Source organism: Streptomyces flavofungini (assembly GCF_030388665.1).
Classification (GTDB): domain Bacteria; phylum Actinomycetota; class Actinomycetes; order Streptomycetales; family Streptomycetaceae; genus Streptomyces; species Streptomyces flavofungini_A.
In genome coordinates this window covers 4,362,274-4,378,303 of sequence record NZ_CP128846.1, presented here as the reverse complement: position 1 = coordinate 4,378,303, position 16,030 = coordinate 4,362,274, and the positions used below count along the sequence as shown (strand labels likewise).

Below are 16,030 nucleotides of genomic sequence, written 5' to 3'. Positions count from 1 at the left end.
CGCGGGGAACGCCCGGGCGGGGGACTTCGCCCTTCCGCCGCCGGACGTTCGCCGCTGGTTCAACCGGCCTGCCGTGCGGGCGGGTTGCTCCGGTCGCCGGTCGTCCTCGCGGTCAGCTGCCCTTGGTGTACGTCAGCGCGCGGGTGCCGTCGGCGTTGACGCGGTGCAGTTCGCCGCTCGGCAGGATCGTGACGACGGTCGGCTTGCCGGGGGCGCAGGCCGGGGGCCCGCCGACGGTGACCCGCGTCGGGCCGATGTTCAGCCGGTCCTCGCTCGCGGACCTCAACTCGCCCTGGAACACGCAGTGGTAGGTGCCGCCGCCCTCCAGCGGCCCGTCGGCCGTCATGGACAGGACGGTGTCGCCCTCCTTGCCCTGCTGAATGGTCAGCCGCCGCGTGCTGAGTCCGGCGTCGCCGCTGACCGTGCCGTTCCAGGTGCCGAGGAACTTGTCCGGCACCGTCTTGTCCGAGACGGCGGACGTGGACGGCGAGGGGCTCGGCCCGGAGTCGGACTCCGACGGCGAGCCGGGCGTCTCGGGCGCGCTGCTCTCCCGGTTCTTGCCGTCGCCACCGCCCCGCGCCTTCGGGTCGCCGTCGTCCCCCTTCATCGTCGCGTACACGGTGCCGCCCGCGCCGAGCGCGACGATCAGCGCCACGGCGACGAGCAGCGCGGTGGAACGCCCGCTGCGCCGCTGCGGCTCCCCTGCGGGCAGGCCGTACGGGGGTGTGGGGCCGTAGGGCGGGGTGGCGCCGTACGGGGGCTGCTGCGGGTGCGGATAGCCGTAGCCGGAGGCCTGGTGGGGGTAGGCGTACGCGGGGGAGTGGGCGGGGGTGGGTGTGTGCCCGGGGGTCGGCGTCGGCGCGGCCGCCGGGGCCGGGGGCAGGCCGCTCACCATGGTGGGCAGGTGGTTGACGGAGGCCTGCCCGGGGGTGCCGGGTGGGGGTGGGGTGTCGTGGCCGGACGGGGTGTCCTGGCCGGACGGGGGTGCGGCGGGCGCGTCCGGGGCGCCCTGCGCGGAAGCCCCGGCCGCGCCTGCCGCAGCTGCTCCCGCACCTGCCGTTCCCGCAGCCCCGGACTCACCGGGCGCGGACTCACCGGACCCGGCCGCGCCCCCGGCTGCCGCCGCCCCCTCGGGCTCCTCGATCTCCAGCAACTGCACGGCGTGCCGCCCCAGTTGGGCGACCAAGGCCGCCGGAAGCCAGGGCTCCAGGGACTTCCCCTCGGAGAGGGTGTCCTCGGCCCCGGTCCGGGCGAGTATCTCGTCCAGGGACGGCCGGTCCTCCGGGGCCTTGGAGAGACAGTGCCCGACAAGATCGCGCAGGGACTCGGGCAGGGCCTCCAGGTCGGGCTCCTCCTGCGCGATGCGGAACATCAGCGCGTGCACCCCGCTGTTGGCGGTGCCGAAGGGCAGCGCTCCGGTGGCCGCGTAGGCGAGGACGGACCCGAGGCAGAAGATGTCGCAGGCCTCGGTGACGCGGTCGCCGCGCACCTGCTCGGGCGCCATGAAGCCGGGCGACCCGACGAGCGCCCCGGTGCGGGTGAGGCCGCCGTCGGTGACGGTCTCCAGGGCGCGGGCGATACCGAAGTCGATGACGCGGGGCCCGTCGATGGTGACGAGGACGTTCGACGGCTTCAGGTCGCGGTGGATGAGCCCGGCGGCGTGGATGTCCTTGAGGGCGTTGGCGAGCCCGGCGGCGAGGATGTTCACGGACCGCTCGGGCAGCGGCCCGTGGTCGTGCGAGACGACGGCCTGCAACGAGGGCCCGGCGACGTACCCCGTGGCGACCCACGGGATGCTCGCCTCCGTGTCGGCGTCGAGGACCGGCGCGGTCCAGGCCCCGCCGACCCGCCGGGCGGCCCCCACTTCCTGCCGGAACCGCCCGCGGAACTCGTCCTGCGCGGCCAGCTCCTCCCGGACCAGCTTGACCGCGACGGTGCGCCCGCGGTCGGACCGCGCCAGATACACCTGCCCCATACCGCCCGCGCCGAGCCGCGCGAGCAGCCGGTAGGCACCGATCCGCTGCGGATCCCCCGGGCCGAGTTTCTCCATGGCCATCGGCGCCGCCCTCCCCCTGATTTCCAGCCACCGCGGTACGGCGACCGCGCGTACGTCGCCGTGCGACAGACCGAGGAGTCTACGCACCGTGCGTACGGTTCACGGGACGCCCCCGAGTCCTTTATAAGCCCACTACATGCGCGCCTTTTCCGCAGTCCGTCGACGGAATCTGTGACACATCCGTGAGACGGCGGCAGACCCGGTGGTGATGACCGCGACACCGGGGCGGGGCCTGTATCCGGTCCCTGCGCAGCCGCGCGGCGGACCGCGGCGACCCGGCCGGGTCAGCCGCGCCGCGCGGCCACGGCACCCGTGTACGTCTCCAACGTCAGGTCCTCCGCGCCGACGCCGAGGTCGGCGAGCACCGCGCGGACGTCGTCGAGCGCCGCGGCCACCTGGTCCTCGTCGACGAGGGTCTCGACCTCAAGGAAGGTGCCGTCGATCTCCGGCACGCGCACCAGCGTGGCGAGCAGCTGCCGTCCGTACGCCTCGAACGCGTAGTTCCGGCACCGCTTCTCGAACGCGATCAGCTCCACATACCCGAGCCCTCGCAGAATCGCGTGTGCCTGCTCGGCGTCCTCGACCCGCGTCTCATGCTCGGGCTTCGACCCGGACCCCTCGTCGACCACCGGGCCCTTGTACGTGAGCACCGTGCGCGTGCCGTCCGCACCCCGCACGGTACGCACCCGCAACTCCTCGCCCGCCGCCTCCAACGACCCGTCCGGCCGGTCGTAATACGTGTCCCGGTACACCTCGACCCGCGCCGTCGCCCACTCGCCCAACCGCCGCACGACCTGCTCCGGCGCATGCACACGTGCCTTCAACTCGGCCTCGATCACCCGGGGTCACCTCCTCGTCAGACCGTGCGCCGCGCTCCGTCGACGACCGCCTCGAACATCCGCCGAAACCCTCGGTGCAAGGGGCCGTGCGGGGTCTCCACCACCTTGTACAGCGCCGACTCGTGCCCTTCCCACCCGGCGTCGAACGCGCCGACGAACATCGTCCCGTCGGCGCGGATGAGGCGCCACGTCGGAAGCATCCGGTACTGCCACACGCTGACGTCGCCCACGTCCGCCAGTTCGCGGAGCCTCGCCTCGGCGAGCCGCACCCCGGACGCGAGGGATTCCGCGGATTCCCCGATCTCCGCCGCACGGCGCGTCAGAGCCTCGCTGTCCGGGTCGAGGAGAGCGACCCGGACGCGGAGCCCGTTGCCGCCTCGCTCGCGGGGCAGACAGGCGCGCAGCAGACTGTCGTTCAGGCCGATCAGCCCGAGCCCGCGCACCGCCAGGACGTCCAACTCCGTGGCTTCGCGGGCCCGCTCCTTGATCTCTTCCGCTGCCGAGTTCTGCGCCGCGTACACGCGCACCACTTCCGGGAACGTCGCCAGATCGAACGCGGCCCCGCCCGTCCGACGCTCCCGGCCCGCGGCGAGGCCGAGGAGGTGCCGGGCGTCGTCGGGCATGTGGAGTCCGTCGGCGATCCGCTCGTACACGTCCAGCCGTTGTACTTCCCGGCGTCCACTGATGATTTCGGAGACGCGGGCCTGCGTCATGCAGGTCGCGGTCGCAATGCGGGCCTGGCTGGCGCCCGCGTACTGCTGCACGTGGCGGAACACGGCGCCTATGTCGCGGGCCCTGAGGGCTTCGCGCACCTCGGCGCGTTCCCATGCCCAGTCAGGCAGTTCGATCGGCTCCAGTGCGGTCCCCATGGTGCGGCCCCCGGTATCCACGAACGGGATGAGATTCCATCCCACTGTGAGATTACCCGTGGGGGATCGAGTCGGCACCGTGCGTCACAAGACGCTGGCCAGGTCAACAAAAGCCCCGGCGGCCGTGCGACCTGCCGGGGGCATGGCCGACCACTGAGGAGTCGACATGGGCGAGAGTACGGCCCCCGCACCAGGCACGAAATGCAGAGCGCGGGAGCAGGCGCACGACCGCGGCGCCATCGCCGACTGGTTCGCCAGGGCCCACCCCGTGCCGCGCCAGGCCGCATCGGAGTGGGCCGAGTATGGGATCGCACTCCTGCCCCTCGGTGAGCGCTTCGACGCCATCCGCGTCCCCGGTCGGCTCGTCCATGCTGCGGTGGGGAGCGACCAGGCGGAAGTGGTCGAGCCGACGCTGGACGACTGGCTGCACGGCCCGGTCATCCGCGACACCCGCACGGGCAGCGGGTGTTACTACGTACTGGTGGCAGCGGACGCTCTGTGGGAGGGCCCCGCGGACCGGCTCAGGACCGGCACGTACCTGGCCGTGCCGCGCATCGGCAAGAAGGTCTCACCCATCACGTACTGGGCGGTCCAGCCGCAGCGCCGCGGGCACTTGTGCGATCCCGCGCACCTCGCCGCGCTGCTGTCCACGGCCGAGACACCGAAGGCGATCGAGTCGTGACCGCCACTGACCAGGCTGCCTCGCGCGCAGAGGAGTTGTACCGGCTCTTGCTCCAGCACGTCGACGTGTGCCGGCCCTGCGGCGCCATGGAAGACTGCGCCAAGGGCACCCGGCTGCGCCGCGCTCTGCGTGCCGCGCGGTATGCCGCCCGGGGGAGGACACCGCGCTGACCAGTGCCCGTCCGCCTCTCCTTCTCGGATTCGGAGGCGGAGGTGTCCGGCTTCGCCGCGGTCGTCGGCTCCTGTCCATGTCCGAGAGCTTCCGCTAGGGGTTCTCCACGTCCACCTCCAGCCCCGCCAGGACCTCGGACAGCCGCTCCAACGTCCGTGCGGTCTCCGCGAACTGTTCCTCGCCGAGTGCTTCCTTGAGGCGGGTCGCCAGGTCCGCGTGGGCGGGCTGGATGCGCTGGACGGCGGCGCGGCCCTCGTCGGTGGGGCGCAGGAGTTTGGCGCGGCGGTGGGCCGGGTTGGGGGTGTACTCGGCGAGGCCGCGGCGGACCAGGAGGTCGGCGACGCGCTGCACGCTCTGGCGGGTGATGCCCATCGTGCGGGCGATCCCGGCGACGGGCTGCGGTTCGCGCAGGACCGCGCCGAGTACCTGCCACCAGGCGGCCGTCAGTCCGGCCGGGCGGGCCATCTCCTCGGAGACGGTGAGGAACTGGCCGTTGAGGCGGAAGACGCCGAGGGCGGTGCGGGTGAGCAGGTCCTGCTCGGGGCGGGCGAGTACGCCCTCGCCGACGGTGACGTTGACGACCTGCGCCCCGCCGGCCGGCTCCCCGTTCCCGAGCCGGCCGGCCTGCTTCTCGCTGCTCATGACGCCAGTGTCTCGTACGCCGTCGGGTCCGAGTCGTGGAAGAGGCGGTACCAGGCGTCCAGCTTCTCGCCCTCGAAGGCGCCCATCCGCTTGAGGACCTCGCGGGCGAACGCGACCGGCTCCGTCGGGCCCGCCGTGATCAGGTCGCCGTCGGTGACGGCGTCCGACTCGACGTAGTGGTCCGCGCCCTTGTAGCCGGTCGCGTCCAGGTACATCGACACCGCGCTGGTGTGCGCGCGGTCGTCGAGGAGTCCTTCCCTGGCGAGCCCTGCCGTGGCTCCGCAGATCGCCGCGACGGGCACGCCCGCGTCCAGGAACGTGCGGGCCGCGCGGGCGAACGGGGCGAGCGAGTCACCCGTGTCCCACAGGTCCCCGCCGGGCAGTATCAGCAGCTCGCTGTCCTCGGCCCGCAGTTCGTCGAGGGTCAGATCGGGCTGGACGCGGACGCCGCCGACGGTGGTGACGGGCTCGCGGGTCGCGGCGACGGTGCGGATCGTGTGGCCCGCGCGGGCGAGGTAGGCGGTGGCGTAGCCCGTCTCCCAGTCGGCGAGGGCGTCGTAGACGGCGAGGTGAACGACAGCGGTGGTGCTCATGGTGACCTCCACTCGGTGGCTGATGTAAGGATGCTGTCATGTCGACAGTGTGCTGTCAATGAAGTGGGTTCGGGGGCGCGTCAGGCGCAGGGCCCGGCCCCCACCGGCAGCTCCTTCGGCCCGCCCCTCCCCGCCCCGCCCCTCCCCGCCCCTTTCCGGCGTTCCGCCGTCGGCGGCCACCCGCGCCTGTGCGCCCGCGCCCTCATGGTGCTGGAAGTCCGCTTCCGTCAGCCGGAACCAATGGCGCACGATGGGGAGTTCGCACGAGTGACCCCGCCGTACGCCAAGGAGGCCGCGTGAAACCCGCCGTACGTGCCCTGAGCCGTGCCGCGCTCGCCGCGCACCCCGTCTCGCTCGACGAGCTGAACGTCCGCGCGGAGCTCCTCGCTCGCTACGACCACAGCTACCTCGTCCCCGTGGAGATCTTCGAGGACTTCGCGGCGCTGCTCACCGACCCGCGCCGGGCCGGCGGCCCGTTCCGCGCCCTCAGCATCGGCGGCCGCCGCTCGTTCGGATACAGCTCGACGCACTACGACACCCCGGCCCTGCGCACGTACCACGACCACCGCCAGGGCCGCAGGCTGCGCTACCGCGTCCGCGAGCGGGTCTACCAGGACAGCGGGGAGCGGCAGTTCGAGGTCGAGCTGAAGACCGGGCGCGGCGAGAGCGTCAAGCACCGGCAGCGGATGGAGGGCGCCGACCACGCCCTCGACGCCACCCGGCGGGGCTTCCTCGCCGGGGTGCTGCGGGGGTCGTACGGCATCGAGGCCCCGCACGGACTCACCCCCTCCCTCGTCACGGACTACCGCCGCGCGACGTTCGTCGCCGACGGCCAGCGCGTGACGTGCGACGCGGCGCTCGTGGTGCGGGACGTGGCGACGGGCCGCACCGCCGCGGCCGACAGCGGCCTCGTCCTCGTGGAGACCAAGACCCGCGGCCGCCTCACCGAGGCCGACCGGGTCCTGCACCGCTACGGCCTGCGCGCCACCGAATTCACCAAGTACTGCGGCGGCTTCGCGGCCGTCCGCCCCGACCTCGGCGTCGACCGCTGGGCGCGGGCGGTCCGGACGGTGTTCCCGTAGGCGGCGTGGGCGGCGGAGAGTTCGTCCGGGGGGACGGTCCTGGAGCCCGGTCGACAACGTGGGGACGGCTGACCCCCTGTGCTCCCGTCCGGCGCCTCTCCGCCCGACAGAATGTCGCGTTCCCGGCGAGTCGCCAGACAGGACGCCCATGGCCCGTCCACGACGTGGACATCTACCCTCGGCCCCATGACCCCTCAGCCAAACCCGCAGCTCGGCGCAGCCGTGTCCGCCGCGGACCGCGCCCACGTGTTCCACTCCTGGTCGGCCCAGGACCTCATCACGCCGCTCGCCGTGGCCGGCGCGGAAGGCTCGTACTTCTGGGACTACGAGGGCAACCGGTACCTCGACTTCACCAGCGGGCTCGTCTACACGAACATCGGCTACCAGCACCCGAAGGTCGTCGCCGCGATCCAGGAGCAGGCCGCGACGATGACCACGTTCGCGCCCGCCTTCGCCCTGGAGGCGCGCAGCGAGGCCGCCCGCCTCATCGCGGAGCGCACCCCGGGCGACCTGGACAAGATCTTCTTCACCAACGGCGGCGCGGAGGCCGTGGAGAACGCCACCCGCATGGCCCGGCTGCACACGGGCCGCCCGAAGGTGCTCTCCGCGTACCGCTCGTACCACGGCGCCACCGCCGCCGCGATCAACCTCACCGGTGACCCGCGCCGCTGGCCGTCCGACACCGCGTCGGCGGGCGTCGTGCACTTCTGGGCGCCGTTCCTGTACCGCTCGCCGTTCCACTCCGAGAACGAGGCCCAGGAGTGCGAGCGGGCCCTTCAGCACCTTGAGGACACCATCGCCTTCGAGGGGCCGGCGACGATCGCCGCGATCATCCTCGAAACCATCCCGGGCACCGCCGGGATCATGCCGCCGCCGCCCGGCTACCTCGCGGGCGTCCGCGAGCTGTGCGACCGGTACGGGATCGTGCTCGTCCTCGACGAGGTCATGGCGGGCTTCGGGCGCACGGGCAAGTGGTTCGCCGTCGACCACTACGAAGGCGTCGTCCCGGACCTGCTGACCTTCGCCAAGGGCGTGAACTCCGGGTACGTGCCGCTCGGCGGCGTCGCCATCTCCGGCGCCATCGCCGAGACCTTCGCCAAGCGGCCCTACCCGGGCGGCCTCACCTACTCCGGGCACCCGCTGGCCTGCGCGGCCGCCGTCGCGACGATCAACGTCATGGCGGACGAGGGCGTCGTCGAGCACGCCGCCCGGATGGGCGAGGACGTCATCGGGCCCGGACTCCGTGAGCTGGCGGAGCGGCACCCGAGCGTGGGCGAGGTGCGCGGGGTCGGCATGTTCTGGGCCCTTGAGCTGGTACGGGACCGGGAGACCCGGGAGCCCCTCGTCCCCTACAACCCCGCGGGTGAGGCGAACGCCCCCATGGCCGCGTTCGCCGCCGCCGCGAAGGCGCAGGGACTCTGGCCGTTCGTGAACATGAACCGCACGCACGTGGTGCCGCCGTGCAACATCTCGGAGCCCGACGCGAAGGCCGGCCTCGCGGCCCTGGACGCGGCCCTCGACGCCGCCGACGCCCACGTGGCCTGACGCGGCCGCCGGGGCCGGTGGGGTGAGCCCGCACGCTCACCCCACCGACCCCTGCCCCGCCCGACCCCATCCGTCCCCCGCCCCCCGCTGCGGGCATCTGGGCCGCCAGGGGCGGCACGGGTGGGCACACGCCCCAGGCCGACGGCTCCGTATCGACGAGGGAGGGCACGGCCCAGGCCGACGGCCCCATGACGTCGGGAGAGGGGAGCCCCCGCCCCGACGGCACCCGTACCGTGTGGGGAGGGGCACACCCCCAAGGCCCATGGCCTGTGACGTGCGGTGATATCGGTCATGGGGCACGGGAGCCCCGACCACGTAGTCTGACGTGCTCGTAAGTGACCAGAACTTGCCCGCGTCCGTTCATGGACGCCCACGTCAGAGAAGCGCGTAGGGGGAGGCCCACCACCATGCCCGGACCCGACGGCCCGGCCGTCATCCGCAGCACCCTGCGCCAGCAGATCGCCGACGCCCTGCGCGACGAGATCCTCGCGGGCCGCCTCGTGCCGGGCCAGGAGTTCACGGTGAAGGAGATAGCCGACCAGTACGGCGTCTCCGCGACCCCGGTCCGCGAGGCCCTGGTGAACCTCTCGGCGCAGGGCCTCCTCGACTCCGTGCAGCACCGCGGCTTCCGCGTGCACGAGCACACCCTGGCCGACTACCGGGGCATGCTCCAGGCCAGAAGCCTCATCGCGGACGCCATCTTCCGCGAGGTGGCGACGACGGCGGCGCACCAGGCCGTACCGGCGGTGAGCTTCGTCTCCGTACGCCGAAGGGGAGAGGAGGCGGCCCGCGCGGCGGCGGCCGGCGACCTCACCGTCCTCATCGGCTACGACCTGCGCTTCTGGCGCGAACTGAGCGCCCTGTTCGGCAACGCCTACCTCTCGGACTTCCTGCACCGCCTGCGCGTCCAGTCCTGGGTGTGCGCGGTCCCGCACCTGCGCCGCGAGGTGGAGCGCGGCGGTGACCTGCGCGGCCGCCTCTGGTCCCGGCACCTGGACCTGGTGGAGGCACTGACCTGCCGCGACGCCGTCCTCGCGCACGCGATCGTGGCCGAGTACAACGCGCACTCGCTGGCTCTCGTCGAGGGCCTGGCCCGCCCGGACGACGGCGACCACGCCCGCCCCCGGCGGGGCCGCCCCCACAGCCACCCCGGCCCCCACCCCCCGCAGGCCCCCGCATGAGCGTCGACCTCAGCATCGTCATCCCCGCCTACAACGAGGAACGCCGCCTCGCCCCCACCCTGGACGCGATCCGCGCCTACCTGGACGGGCCCGCCGCCGACGCGGGGCGCCCGCAGTGGGAGCTGATCGTCGTCGACGACGGCTCCACGGACCGGACGGCGGAGATCGCCGCCGAGGCCGCCGCCGCGGACCCCCGGATCCAGCTGCTCCGCGGCGGCCGCAACCAGGGCAAGGGCCACGCCCTGCGCCAGGGCGTCCTCGCCTCGTACGGCCGTCGTGTCCTCGTCACGGACGCCGACCTGGCGGCGCCCATCGAGGAGCTGGAGGCCCTGGAGAAGGCGCTCGCCGACGGGTACGCCGCCGCCGTCGGCTCGCGCGCGCGGCCGGGCGCGACGATCGACGTCCACCAGCACCGGCTGCGCGAGCTGCTCGGCCGCGGCGGCAACTTCCTGATACGCACGGTCGCCGTCCCCGGGATCCGCGACACCCAGTGCGGGTTCAAGCTCTTCGACGGCGACCGCGCCCGCGCGGCCTTCGCCGCGTCCCGCCTCAGCGGCTGGGGCATCGACGTGGAGATCCTGCACCACTTCCGGCGGGAGGGCTGGCCGGTCGCGGAGGTCCCGGTGCGCTGGTCGCACCAGGAGGGCTCGAAGGTCAGGCCCGGCGACTACGTCCGGGTGCTCGCCGAGGTCTCCGCCCTCAAGGTCCGCTCCGTGCGCCGCGCCGACCTCCTCGTCGCCGCCCTCTTCGTCGCCTTCACGACGGTCCTGTACTCGTCCCGCTGGATATCCCCCGACCACCGCTACCTCCCGCACTCCCTCCAGGACCAGAACCAGTGGGAGTGGTTCTTCGAGGTCACGGCACACAACGTGCGGCATCTCCAGAACCCCCTGTTCACGGATCTGCAGGGGTATCCCGACGGCGTGAACCTCATGGCCAACACGGTCATGCTCGGGCTCTCCGTCCCGCTCGCGCCCGTCACCTGGCTCTTCGGCCCCGCCGTCAGCCTCAATCTGGCGATGACCCTCGGCCTCGCCGGGACGGCCTTCGCCTGGTACTGGCTGATCGTCCGCCGCCTCGTGCGCCACCGGGGCGCCGCCGCCGTCGGCGCGGCCCTCGCCGCCTTCGCACCCCCGATGATCAGCCACGCGCACGCGCACCCGAACTTCATCGTCCTGTTCATGGTCCCGCTGATCATCGACCGCGCGCTGCGGCTCTGCGAGGGCACGAACGTCGTACGGGACGGGGTCGTCCTCGGGCTGTTCGCGACGTACCAGATCTTCCTCGGCGAGGAGCCGCTGCTGCTCGCCGCGATGGGCATGCTGCTGTTCACGGTGGCGTACGCGGTGGTGCGCCGCGACGTGGCGCGGGCGGCCTGGCGGCCGCTGGCCCGGGGCATCGGCATCGGGCTCGCCGTCTGCCTGCCCCTGGTCGCGTTCCCCCTGTGGTGGCAGTTCTTCGGGCCGCAGAGCTACAAGAGCGTCCTGCACGGCGACAACGCGGGCAACAGCCCGCTGGCCCTGCTCTCCTTCGCCGAGCGCTCCCTCGCGGGCGACGCCGACACCGCGGCCTCGCTGTCCATGAACCCCACCGAGCAGAACGCCTTCTACGGCTGGCCGCTCGTCGCCCTCGCCCTGCTGATCGTGGTGTGGCTGTGGCGCGAGGCGGTGGTGAAGGCGCTCGCCTTCACGGCGGTCGCGGCGGCGTTCCTGTCCCTCGGCCCGAAGTTCCGCATCCCGCTGACCGACGTCGTGCTGTCGGGGCCGTGGGCGCTGCTCTCCGACAAGCCGCTGCTGGAGTCGGTCATCGAATCGCGGGTGGCGATGGTGTGCGCGCCCGCCCTGGGGATGCTGGTGGCGCTCGCGCTGGGGCGCCTGGTCGCGCGCGGCGCCGAGGGCCGGCCGGTGTGGGGGCGGCGCCTGCGGTACGCCGGGCTCGTCGCCGTCGCCCTCGCCCTCGTCCCGCTCCTGCCGCTGCCCCTCAAGGCCGTCGATCGCGCCGAGGTGCCCCCGTTCATCGCCGACGGCACCTGGAAGCGGTACGTCGACACGGCGTCCGGCGAGACGCTCGTACCGGTGCCCCTTCCCGACCCCGCCTACGCCGAGGCCCTGCACTGGCAGACCACCGCCGACCTGGGGTTCCGGCTGCCCGGCGGCTACTTCAACGGACCCTGGGGCCCGGACCGCGTCGGCATCTACGGCGCCTCGCCCCGCAACACCTCCAACCTGCTGCGGGACGTGCGCAATTCGGGTCAGGCCGTGCGGATCACCGACGCCTGGCGGGAGGCGGCCCGCGTCGACCTGCGGTACTGGAAGGCGGGCCTCCTCGTCCTCGCACCGCAGCCCGGCGACGCGGCGTTGCGCTCGACGGTCGACGACCTCCTTGGGCAGCGCGCAAAGTGGGTAGACGGGGTGTGGATCTGGGACGTGCACGGGGGAGGCTGAGCAGGCCCCGGTGCCACTACGCTGCCGGAACGACACGCACGGTAGCTACGTCCGTAGGAACCCGTCCGGCCCCCTTCACCGACCCTGGGAGGATTTCTTGGCCTGCGACCTGTGGCTGGTCCCGCTCGTCGACGTGCTGTGCCACAGCCCCGACAACCCCTTCGCCGAGGAACTCGCCGTGTACGACAAGGCATTGGGCGACGCGGGCCTTCCGGCGGTGCCCGTGTACGCGTACATGCCGGGGCTCTCCGGCGACGTGGCCCCGGTCGCGGGCTTCGACTACGACGCGCTGCACTTCCTGCGCCGCGCCTACCTCCTGAAGATCTGCGGCCTGGAGGTCACCCCCGTCGACGAGCTCGGCGGGGACTACGAACAGCTCCTGGAGATGTTCGACTCCACCGCCCAGCAGTCCCACCTGGTCTGGCACTACGACCACGCGGGCGCGTACGTCCCCGTGGACTTCCCCGCGCCCCTGTCCAACGACGAACTCCTCGCCGGCGGCGGCCCCCTGGGCTCCTCCCAGGCCCTCCTGCGCGAGCTGGAATTCGTGGCCCCCGCCATCGGCATAGACCCGGCCAACCCCCCGCTCCCCCCGGCCCCGCCCCAGGCCCCCACCACCCTGGAAGAACCGGCCACCCCACCCCCGCACGACCCGAGCCCCTTCGCCCGCGAACGCCACGTCTGGCTGGGCCTGCACGCGGCGACGACGAGAAGCCTGGCGCAGGGTTCGATGATCATCTACAGCTGAGGGCCTGCGGCGCGGCTGCTTCCCTCGGCCCGCCCTGGGGATAAGTCAGCCCGTCCGGCGTTTGAGGACGAGGCCGCAGGCCGATCGGCGGCGGCCCGTCCCACCCGCGCGGGACGTCCCCCAAGGCCCCCGGCCTACCTGGGCTCGGGCGGCCGCTGCCGAGGCATGTTCGGCCGCGCCCCGGGCGGCAACGGAAACCGCCCGGGCCCACCCCCACCCTCCCGGGGCGCCCCGCCGGAACCCCCGGGCACGGCCCCCTGCATCACCAGCGGCGCGGGCCCACTCCGGAACTCCACCATCCAGTCGGCCGTCTCGGCCCGCACCAGCTCCGTCACGTCCTCGGTGAAGCGCCGCAACACCCCGAGGCACCGCTCGGCCGCCTCACTGGCGGTCCCCTCCGTGGGCCCGAGCACCTCCCGCACGCTCTCCGAAGCCCAGTCGAACTGCAGCACCTGCAAGCGCCGCTGCACGGCCTGCGCGGTGGCGACGTCCCTCATCCACCCGGAGGTGAGCCCGAAGAACCGGTCGCACCCCACGCACGCCACTCCGGCGAGCAGCGAAACGAATCCCCAGGTGGCCACGCCCTCCGCGCCCCCGGCGAGATCGAGCAGCGGAAGCACCCCCGCCCCCGCGCCCCCGAGCGCCGCCCCGCCCCGCAGCAGCCGCGCCCCGAGCCGCTTGCGCGTGCGGTCGCGCAGATACCACCCGGCGGTGTCGAGCGCCCCTCGCTCCACCCACCGGTACAGCTCGTCGAGGCGCTCGGCGGGCTCTCCCCAGTCGCCCTGCGGAAACGATCGCCCCACCAGGTCACCGGGCGCCGCCCCGGGCGTCCCCGCACCGGCACCGTCCCCGTCATGGGGCACCCCCTCAGGCTGCATCTCCGGCTGGTGGCTCACCCGGCACTCCCTCGGCTTCCGCTTGGTGGCGCAACGTAATTGGCTGGTGCCGCTGCGCGGCATCCAGTCCTACCGCCCAATGGGTGGCTATGCGGCAGTTTTCGCGGCTTTTCCGCCTGGAAGGGGCGCTTGATCAGGTATAGGAGCTGGGGCAAACTCACCCGAAAGAGTGGTGGCCGGAGTGCTGGGGCGCGTGCGGCAGTGACCACGTAGGCTCGTGCCAGACGGGAAAATCCCGCCATACGGACCAGAGGAACCAGGAGCTGATCGTGATCCCCGGTGGTGGCCAGCCCAACATGCAGCAGCTGCTCCAGCAGGCCCAGAAGATGCAGCAGGACCTCGCCAAGGCGCAGGAGGAGCTCGCGCGGACCGAGGTCGAGGGCCAGGCGGGCGGCGGCCTCGTCAAGGCGACGGTCAACGGCTCGGGTGAGCTGCGCGGCCTCGTGATCGACCCGAAGGCGGTGGACCCGGACGACACGGAGACCCTCGCGGACCTGGTGGTCGCGGCGGTGCAGGCGGCGAACGAGAACGCCCAGGCGCTGCAGCAGCAGAAGCTGGGCCCCCTCGCCCAGGGTCTGGGCGGCGGCGGCATCCCCGGCCTGCCGTTCTAGGACGTCGCCCGCCGCGTGGCGGGGTCGCGCCCGGGCCGCCGTTGTGGCCCGCGCTTCCCTTCTATGTCGGCCGACGGCCAACTACGGTACGTACAAAAGCTCCCTGAGCCCCGAAGACTGAAGATCCGGCGAGCCGAGGCAGGCGGCCGGAGACAGGAAGGCAATCCGTGTACGAAGGCGTGGTCCAGGACCTCATCGACGAACTGGGCAGGCTGCCCGGCGTCGGTCCCAAGAGCGCGCAGCGGATCGCCTTCCACGTCCTCCAGGCCGAGCCCACGGACGTGCGCCGGCTCGCGCACGCCCTCCTTGAGGTCAAGGACAAGGTCCGCTTCTGCGCGACCTGTGGGAACGTCGCGCAGGAAGAGCTGTGCAACATCTGCCGCGACCCGCGCCGCGACCCCGCCGTCATCTGTGTGGTGGAGGAGCCGAAGGACGTCGTGGCGATCGAGCGGACCCGTGAGTTCCGCGGCCGCTACCACGTGCTCGGCGGCGCGATCAGCCCGATCGAGGGCGTGGGCCCGGACGACCTGCGGATAAGGGAACTCCTCGCGCGCCTCGCCGACGGCACGGTCACGGAGCTGATCCTGGCCACGGACCCGAACTTGGAGGGCGAGGCGACGGCGACGTACCTCGCGCGCATGATCAAGCCGATGGGCCTGAAAGTGACCCGACTGGCCAGCGGACTCCCGGTCGGGGGAGATCTGGAATACGCGGACGAGGTCACCCTGGGCCGCGCTTTCGAGGGGAGACGACTCCTAGATGTCTGACGCCACGCTGCACGCGATCACCCAGGACCCGGACGACTTCGCCGTCCAGATCTCGGACCAGATCGAGAGCTTCATCGTCGCGGTCACGGAGATCGCCAAGGGCGACGAGCCGGACTCGGCCGTCCCCTTCCTGCTCCTTGAGGTCTCCCAGCTGCTGCTCGCGGGCGGCCGCCTCGGCGCGCACGAGGACATCGTCCCCGACGAGCGCTACGAACCGGACCTCGGCCCGGAGGCCGACGTCGACGACCTCCGCGAGAGCCTGGCCCGGCTGCTCGACCCCATCGACGTCTACTCCGAGGTCTTCGACCCCTACGAGCCCCGCAAGGCCCCCGTGGCCTGCCGGATCTCCGACGACCTGGCCGACGTCCTCACCGACCTCCGCCACGGCCTCGCGCACTACCGCGAGGGCCGCACCACCGAGGCCCTGTGGTGGTGGCAGTTCTCCTACTTCTCCAACTGGGGCTCCACCGCCTCCGCCTGTCTGCGCGCCCTGCAGTCCCTGGTCGCCCACGTCCGGCTCAACCAGCCCCTGGAGGACCTCGACGGCCTGGACACCGACGAGGACCTGATGGAGGACGCCCTCGCCGAGGAGGCGGGCAAGGTCATGGCCGAGGAGATCGCGGGCCCGCTGGGGCTGCGCCCCGCGACCTAGGCAAGGCACGGGTGCGGGTCGGCGCGCGCCGACCCGGCGGCGGGCCCTGGCGGACGACGTCGAAGACGTTCTGCTGCCGCCCGTTGGCGTACGCCTCGTGCTCGACGAGCCTCAGCTTCTGGGTGTCCTTGTCCGTGCTGCTGAAAAGCCGCTTGCCCGCGCCGAGCAGGAGCGGGAAGACGAGCAGGTGGGAGCGGTCGATCAGGCCCGCGATCTGCCTTGCGTCCCCGGCGTTTGGTGCCCGTCACGATC

15 protein-coding genes and 1 pseudogene are annotated in these 16,030 nt (G+C 72.8%); 9 read left to right on the top strand and 7 right to left on the bottom strand.

Annotation, left to right across the window (positions count from 1 at the left end; all coding sequences use genetic code 11):
- Positions 1-112: 112 nt before the first annotated feature.
- The 3 genes from QUY26_RS18160 to QUY26_RS18150 form a co-directional block, all read right to left on the bottom strand.
- The gene (locus QUY26_RS18160) at positions 113-2,050 is read right to left on the bottom strand and encodes a serine/threonine-protein kinase (protein WP_289955815.1); all 1,938 of its coding nucleotides are present in this window, start codon (positions 2,048-2,050) and stop codon (positions 113-115) included.
- A 290-nt stretch (positions 2,051-2,340) separates the two neighbouring features.
- Positions 2,341-2,895: a class IV adenylate cyclase gene (gene cyaB / locus QUY26_RS18155; RefSeq protein WP_289947930.1), complete on the bottom strand. Its 555-nt coding sequence runs from the start codon at positions 2,893-2,895 to the stop codon at positions 2,341-2,343.
- A gap of 17 nt (positions 2,896-2,912) precedes the next feature.
- Positions 2,913-3,764 carry a helix-turn-helix domain-containing protein gene (locus tag QUY26_RS18150; protein ID WP_289947929.1) on the bottom strand — a complete coding sequence of 284 codons (852 nt, stop codon included), beginning with the start codon at positions 3,762-3,764 and terminating at the stop codon, positions 2,913-2,915.
- 166 nt (positions 3,765-3,930) lie between these two features.
- Here QUY26_RS18150 and QUY26_RS18145 point away from each other — a divergent pair, with 166 nt between their 5' ends.
- The gene (locus QUY26_RS18145) at positions 3,931-4,446 is read left to right on the top strand and encodes a hypothetical protein (protein WP_289947927.1); all 516 of its coding nucleotides are present in this window, start codon (positions 3,931-3,933) and stop codon (positions 4,444-4,446) included.
- A 264-nt stretch (positions 4,447-4,710) separates the two neighbouring features.
- Here the strand turns inward: QUY26_RS18145 and QUY26_RS18140 are convergent, their stop codons facing one another.
- Both QUY26_RS18140 and QUY26_RS18135 read right to left on the bottom strand, forming a co-directional pair.
- Entirely contained in the window at positions 4,711-5,259 is a 549-nt protein-coding gene (locus tag QUY26_RS18140; RefSeq protein WP_289947925.1) for a MarR family winged helix-turn-helix transcriptional regulator, read from the bottom strand.
- Positions 5,256-5,852 carry a DJ-1/PfpI family protein gene (locus QUY26_RS18135; RefSeq protein WP_289947923.1) on the bottom strand — a complete coding sequence of 199 codons (597 nt, stop codon included), beginning with the start codon at positions 5,850-5,852 and terminating at the stop codon, positions 5,256-5,258. Before QUY26_RS18135 ends, QUY26_RS18140 begins: the two co-directional genes overlap by 4 nt.
- A gap of 296 nt (positions 5,853-6,148) precedes the next feature.
- Here QUY26_RS18135 and QUY26_RS18130 point away from each other — a divergent pair, with 296 nt between their 5' ends.
- The 5 genes from QUY26_RS18130 to QUY26_RS18110 all read left to right on the top strand — a co-directional run bounded on the left by QUY26_RS18130 (position 6,149) and on the right by QUY26_RS18110 (position 12,852).
- Complete coding sequence (locus QUY26_RS18130; RefSeq protein WP_289947921.1) at positions 6,149-6,934, top strand: VTC domain-containing protein; 786 nt, start codon at positions 6,149-6,151, stop codon at positions 6,932-6,934.
- A gap of 186 nt (positions 6,935-7,120) precedes the next feature.
- On the top strand, positions 7,121-8,479 hold the full coding sequence (locus tag QUY26_RS18125) for an aspartate aminotransferase family protein (RefSeq protein WP_289947918.1): 1,359 nt from the start codon (positions 7,121-7,123) through the stop codon (positions 8,477-8,479).
- Positions 8,480-8,886: 407 nt separating this feature from the next.
- The gene (locus QUY26_RS18120; protein WP_289947917.1) at positions 8,887-9,660 is read left to right on the top strand and encodes a GntR family transcriptional regulator; all 774 of its coding nucleotides are present in this window, start codon (positions 8,887-8,889) and stop codon (positions 9,658-9,660) included.
- Positions 9,657-12,104, top strand: coding sequence for a dolichyl-phosphate beta-glucosyltransferase (locus tag QUY26_RS18115; protein ID WP_289947915.1), 2,448 nt, complete (start codon positions 9,657-9,659; stop codon positions 12,102-12,104). The genes QUY26_RS18120 and QUY26_RS18115 overlap by 4 nt, the downstream gene beginning before the upstream one ends.
- 97 nt (positions 12,105-12,201) lie before the next feature.
- Entirely contained in the window at positions 12,202-12,852 is a 651-nt protein-coding gene (locus QUY26_RS18110; protein ID WP_289947913.1) for a hypothetical protein, read from the top strand.
- Between the two features lie 134 nt (positions 12,853-12,986).
- Here QUY26_RS18110 and QUY26_RS18105 read toward each other — a convergent pair whose 3' ends face one another.
- Positions 12,987-13,730: an SLATT domain-containing protein gene (locus QUY26_RS18105; protein WP_289955813.1), complete on the bottom strand. Its 744-nt coding sequence runs from the start codon at positions 13,728-13,730 to the stop codon at positions 12,987-12,989.
- Between the two features lie 287 nt (positions 13,731-14,017).
- Between QUY26_RS18105 and QUY26_RS18100 the strand changes: the two genes are divergently transcribed.
- The 3 genes from QUY26_RS18100 to QUY26_RS18090 all read left to right on the top strand — a co-directional run bounded on the left by QUY26_RS18100 (position 14,018) and on the right by QUY26_RS18090 (position 15,778).
- A complete protein-coding gene (locus QUY26_RS18100) occupies positions 14,018-14,359 on the top strand; it encodes a YbaB/EbfC family nucleoid-associated protein (protein WP_087885156.1) in 342 nt (113 codons plus the stop codon).
- Between the two features lie 167 nt (positions 14,360-14,526).
- Complete coding sequence (gene recR, locus QUY26_RS18095) at positions 14,527-15,126, top strand: recombination mediator RecR (protein WP_289947910.1); 600 nt, start codon at positions 14,527-14,529, stop codon at positions 15,124-15,126.
- Entirely contained in the window at positions 15,119-15,778 is a 660-nt protein-coding gene (locus QUY26_RS18090; protein ID WP_289947909.1) for a DUF5063 domain-containing protein, read from the top strand. Before recR ends, QUY26_RS18090 begins: the two co-directional genes overlap by 8 nt.
- 49 nt (positions 15,779-15,827) lie before the next feature.
- Here QUY26_RS18090 and QUY26_RS18085 read toward each other — a convergent pair.
- Positions 15,828-15,989 (bottom strand): annotated as a pseudogene (locus QUY26_RS18085) (dihydrofolate reductase family protein); the annotation flags it as partial.
- Positions 15,990-16,030: the final 41 nt, after the last annotated feature.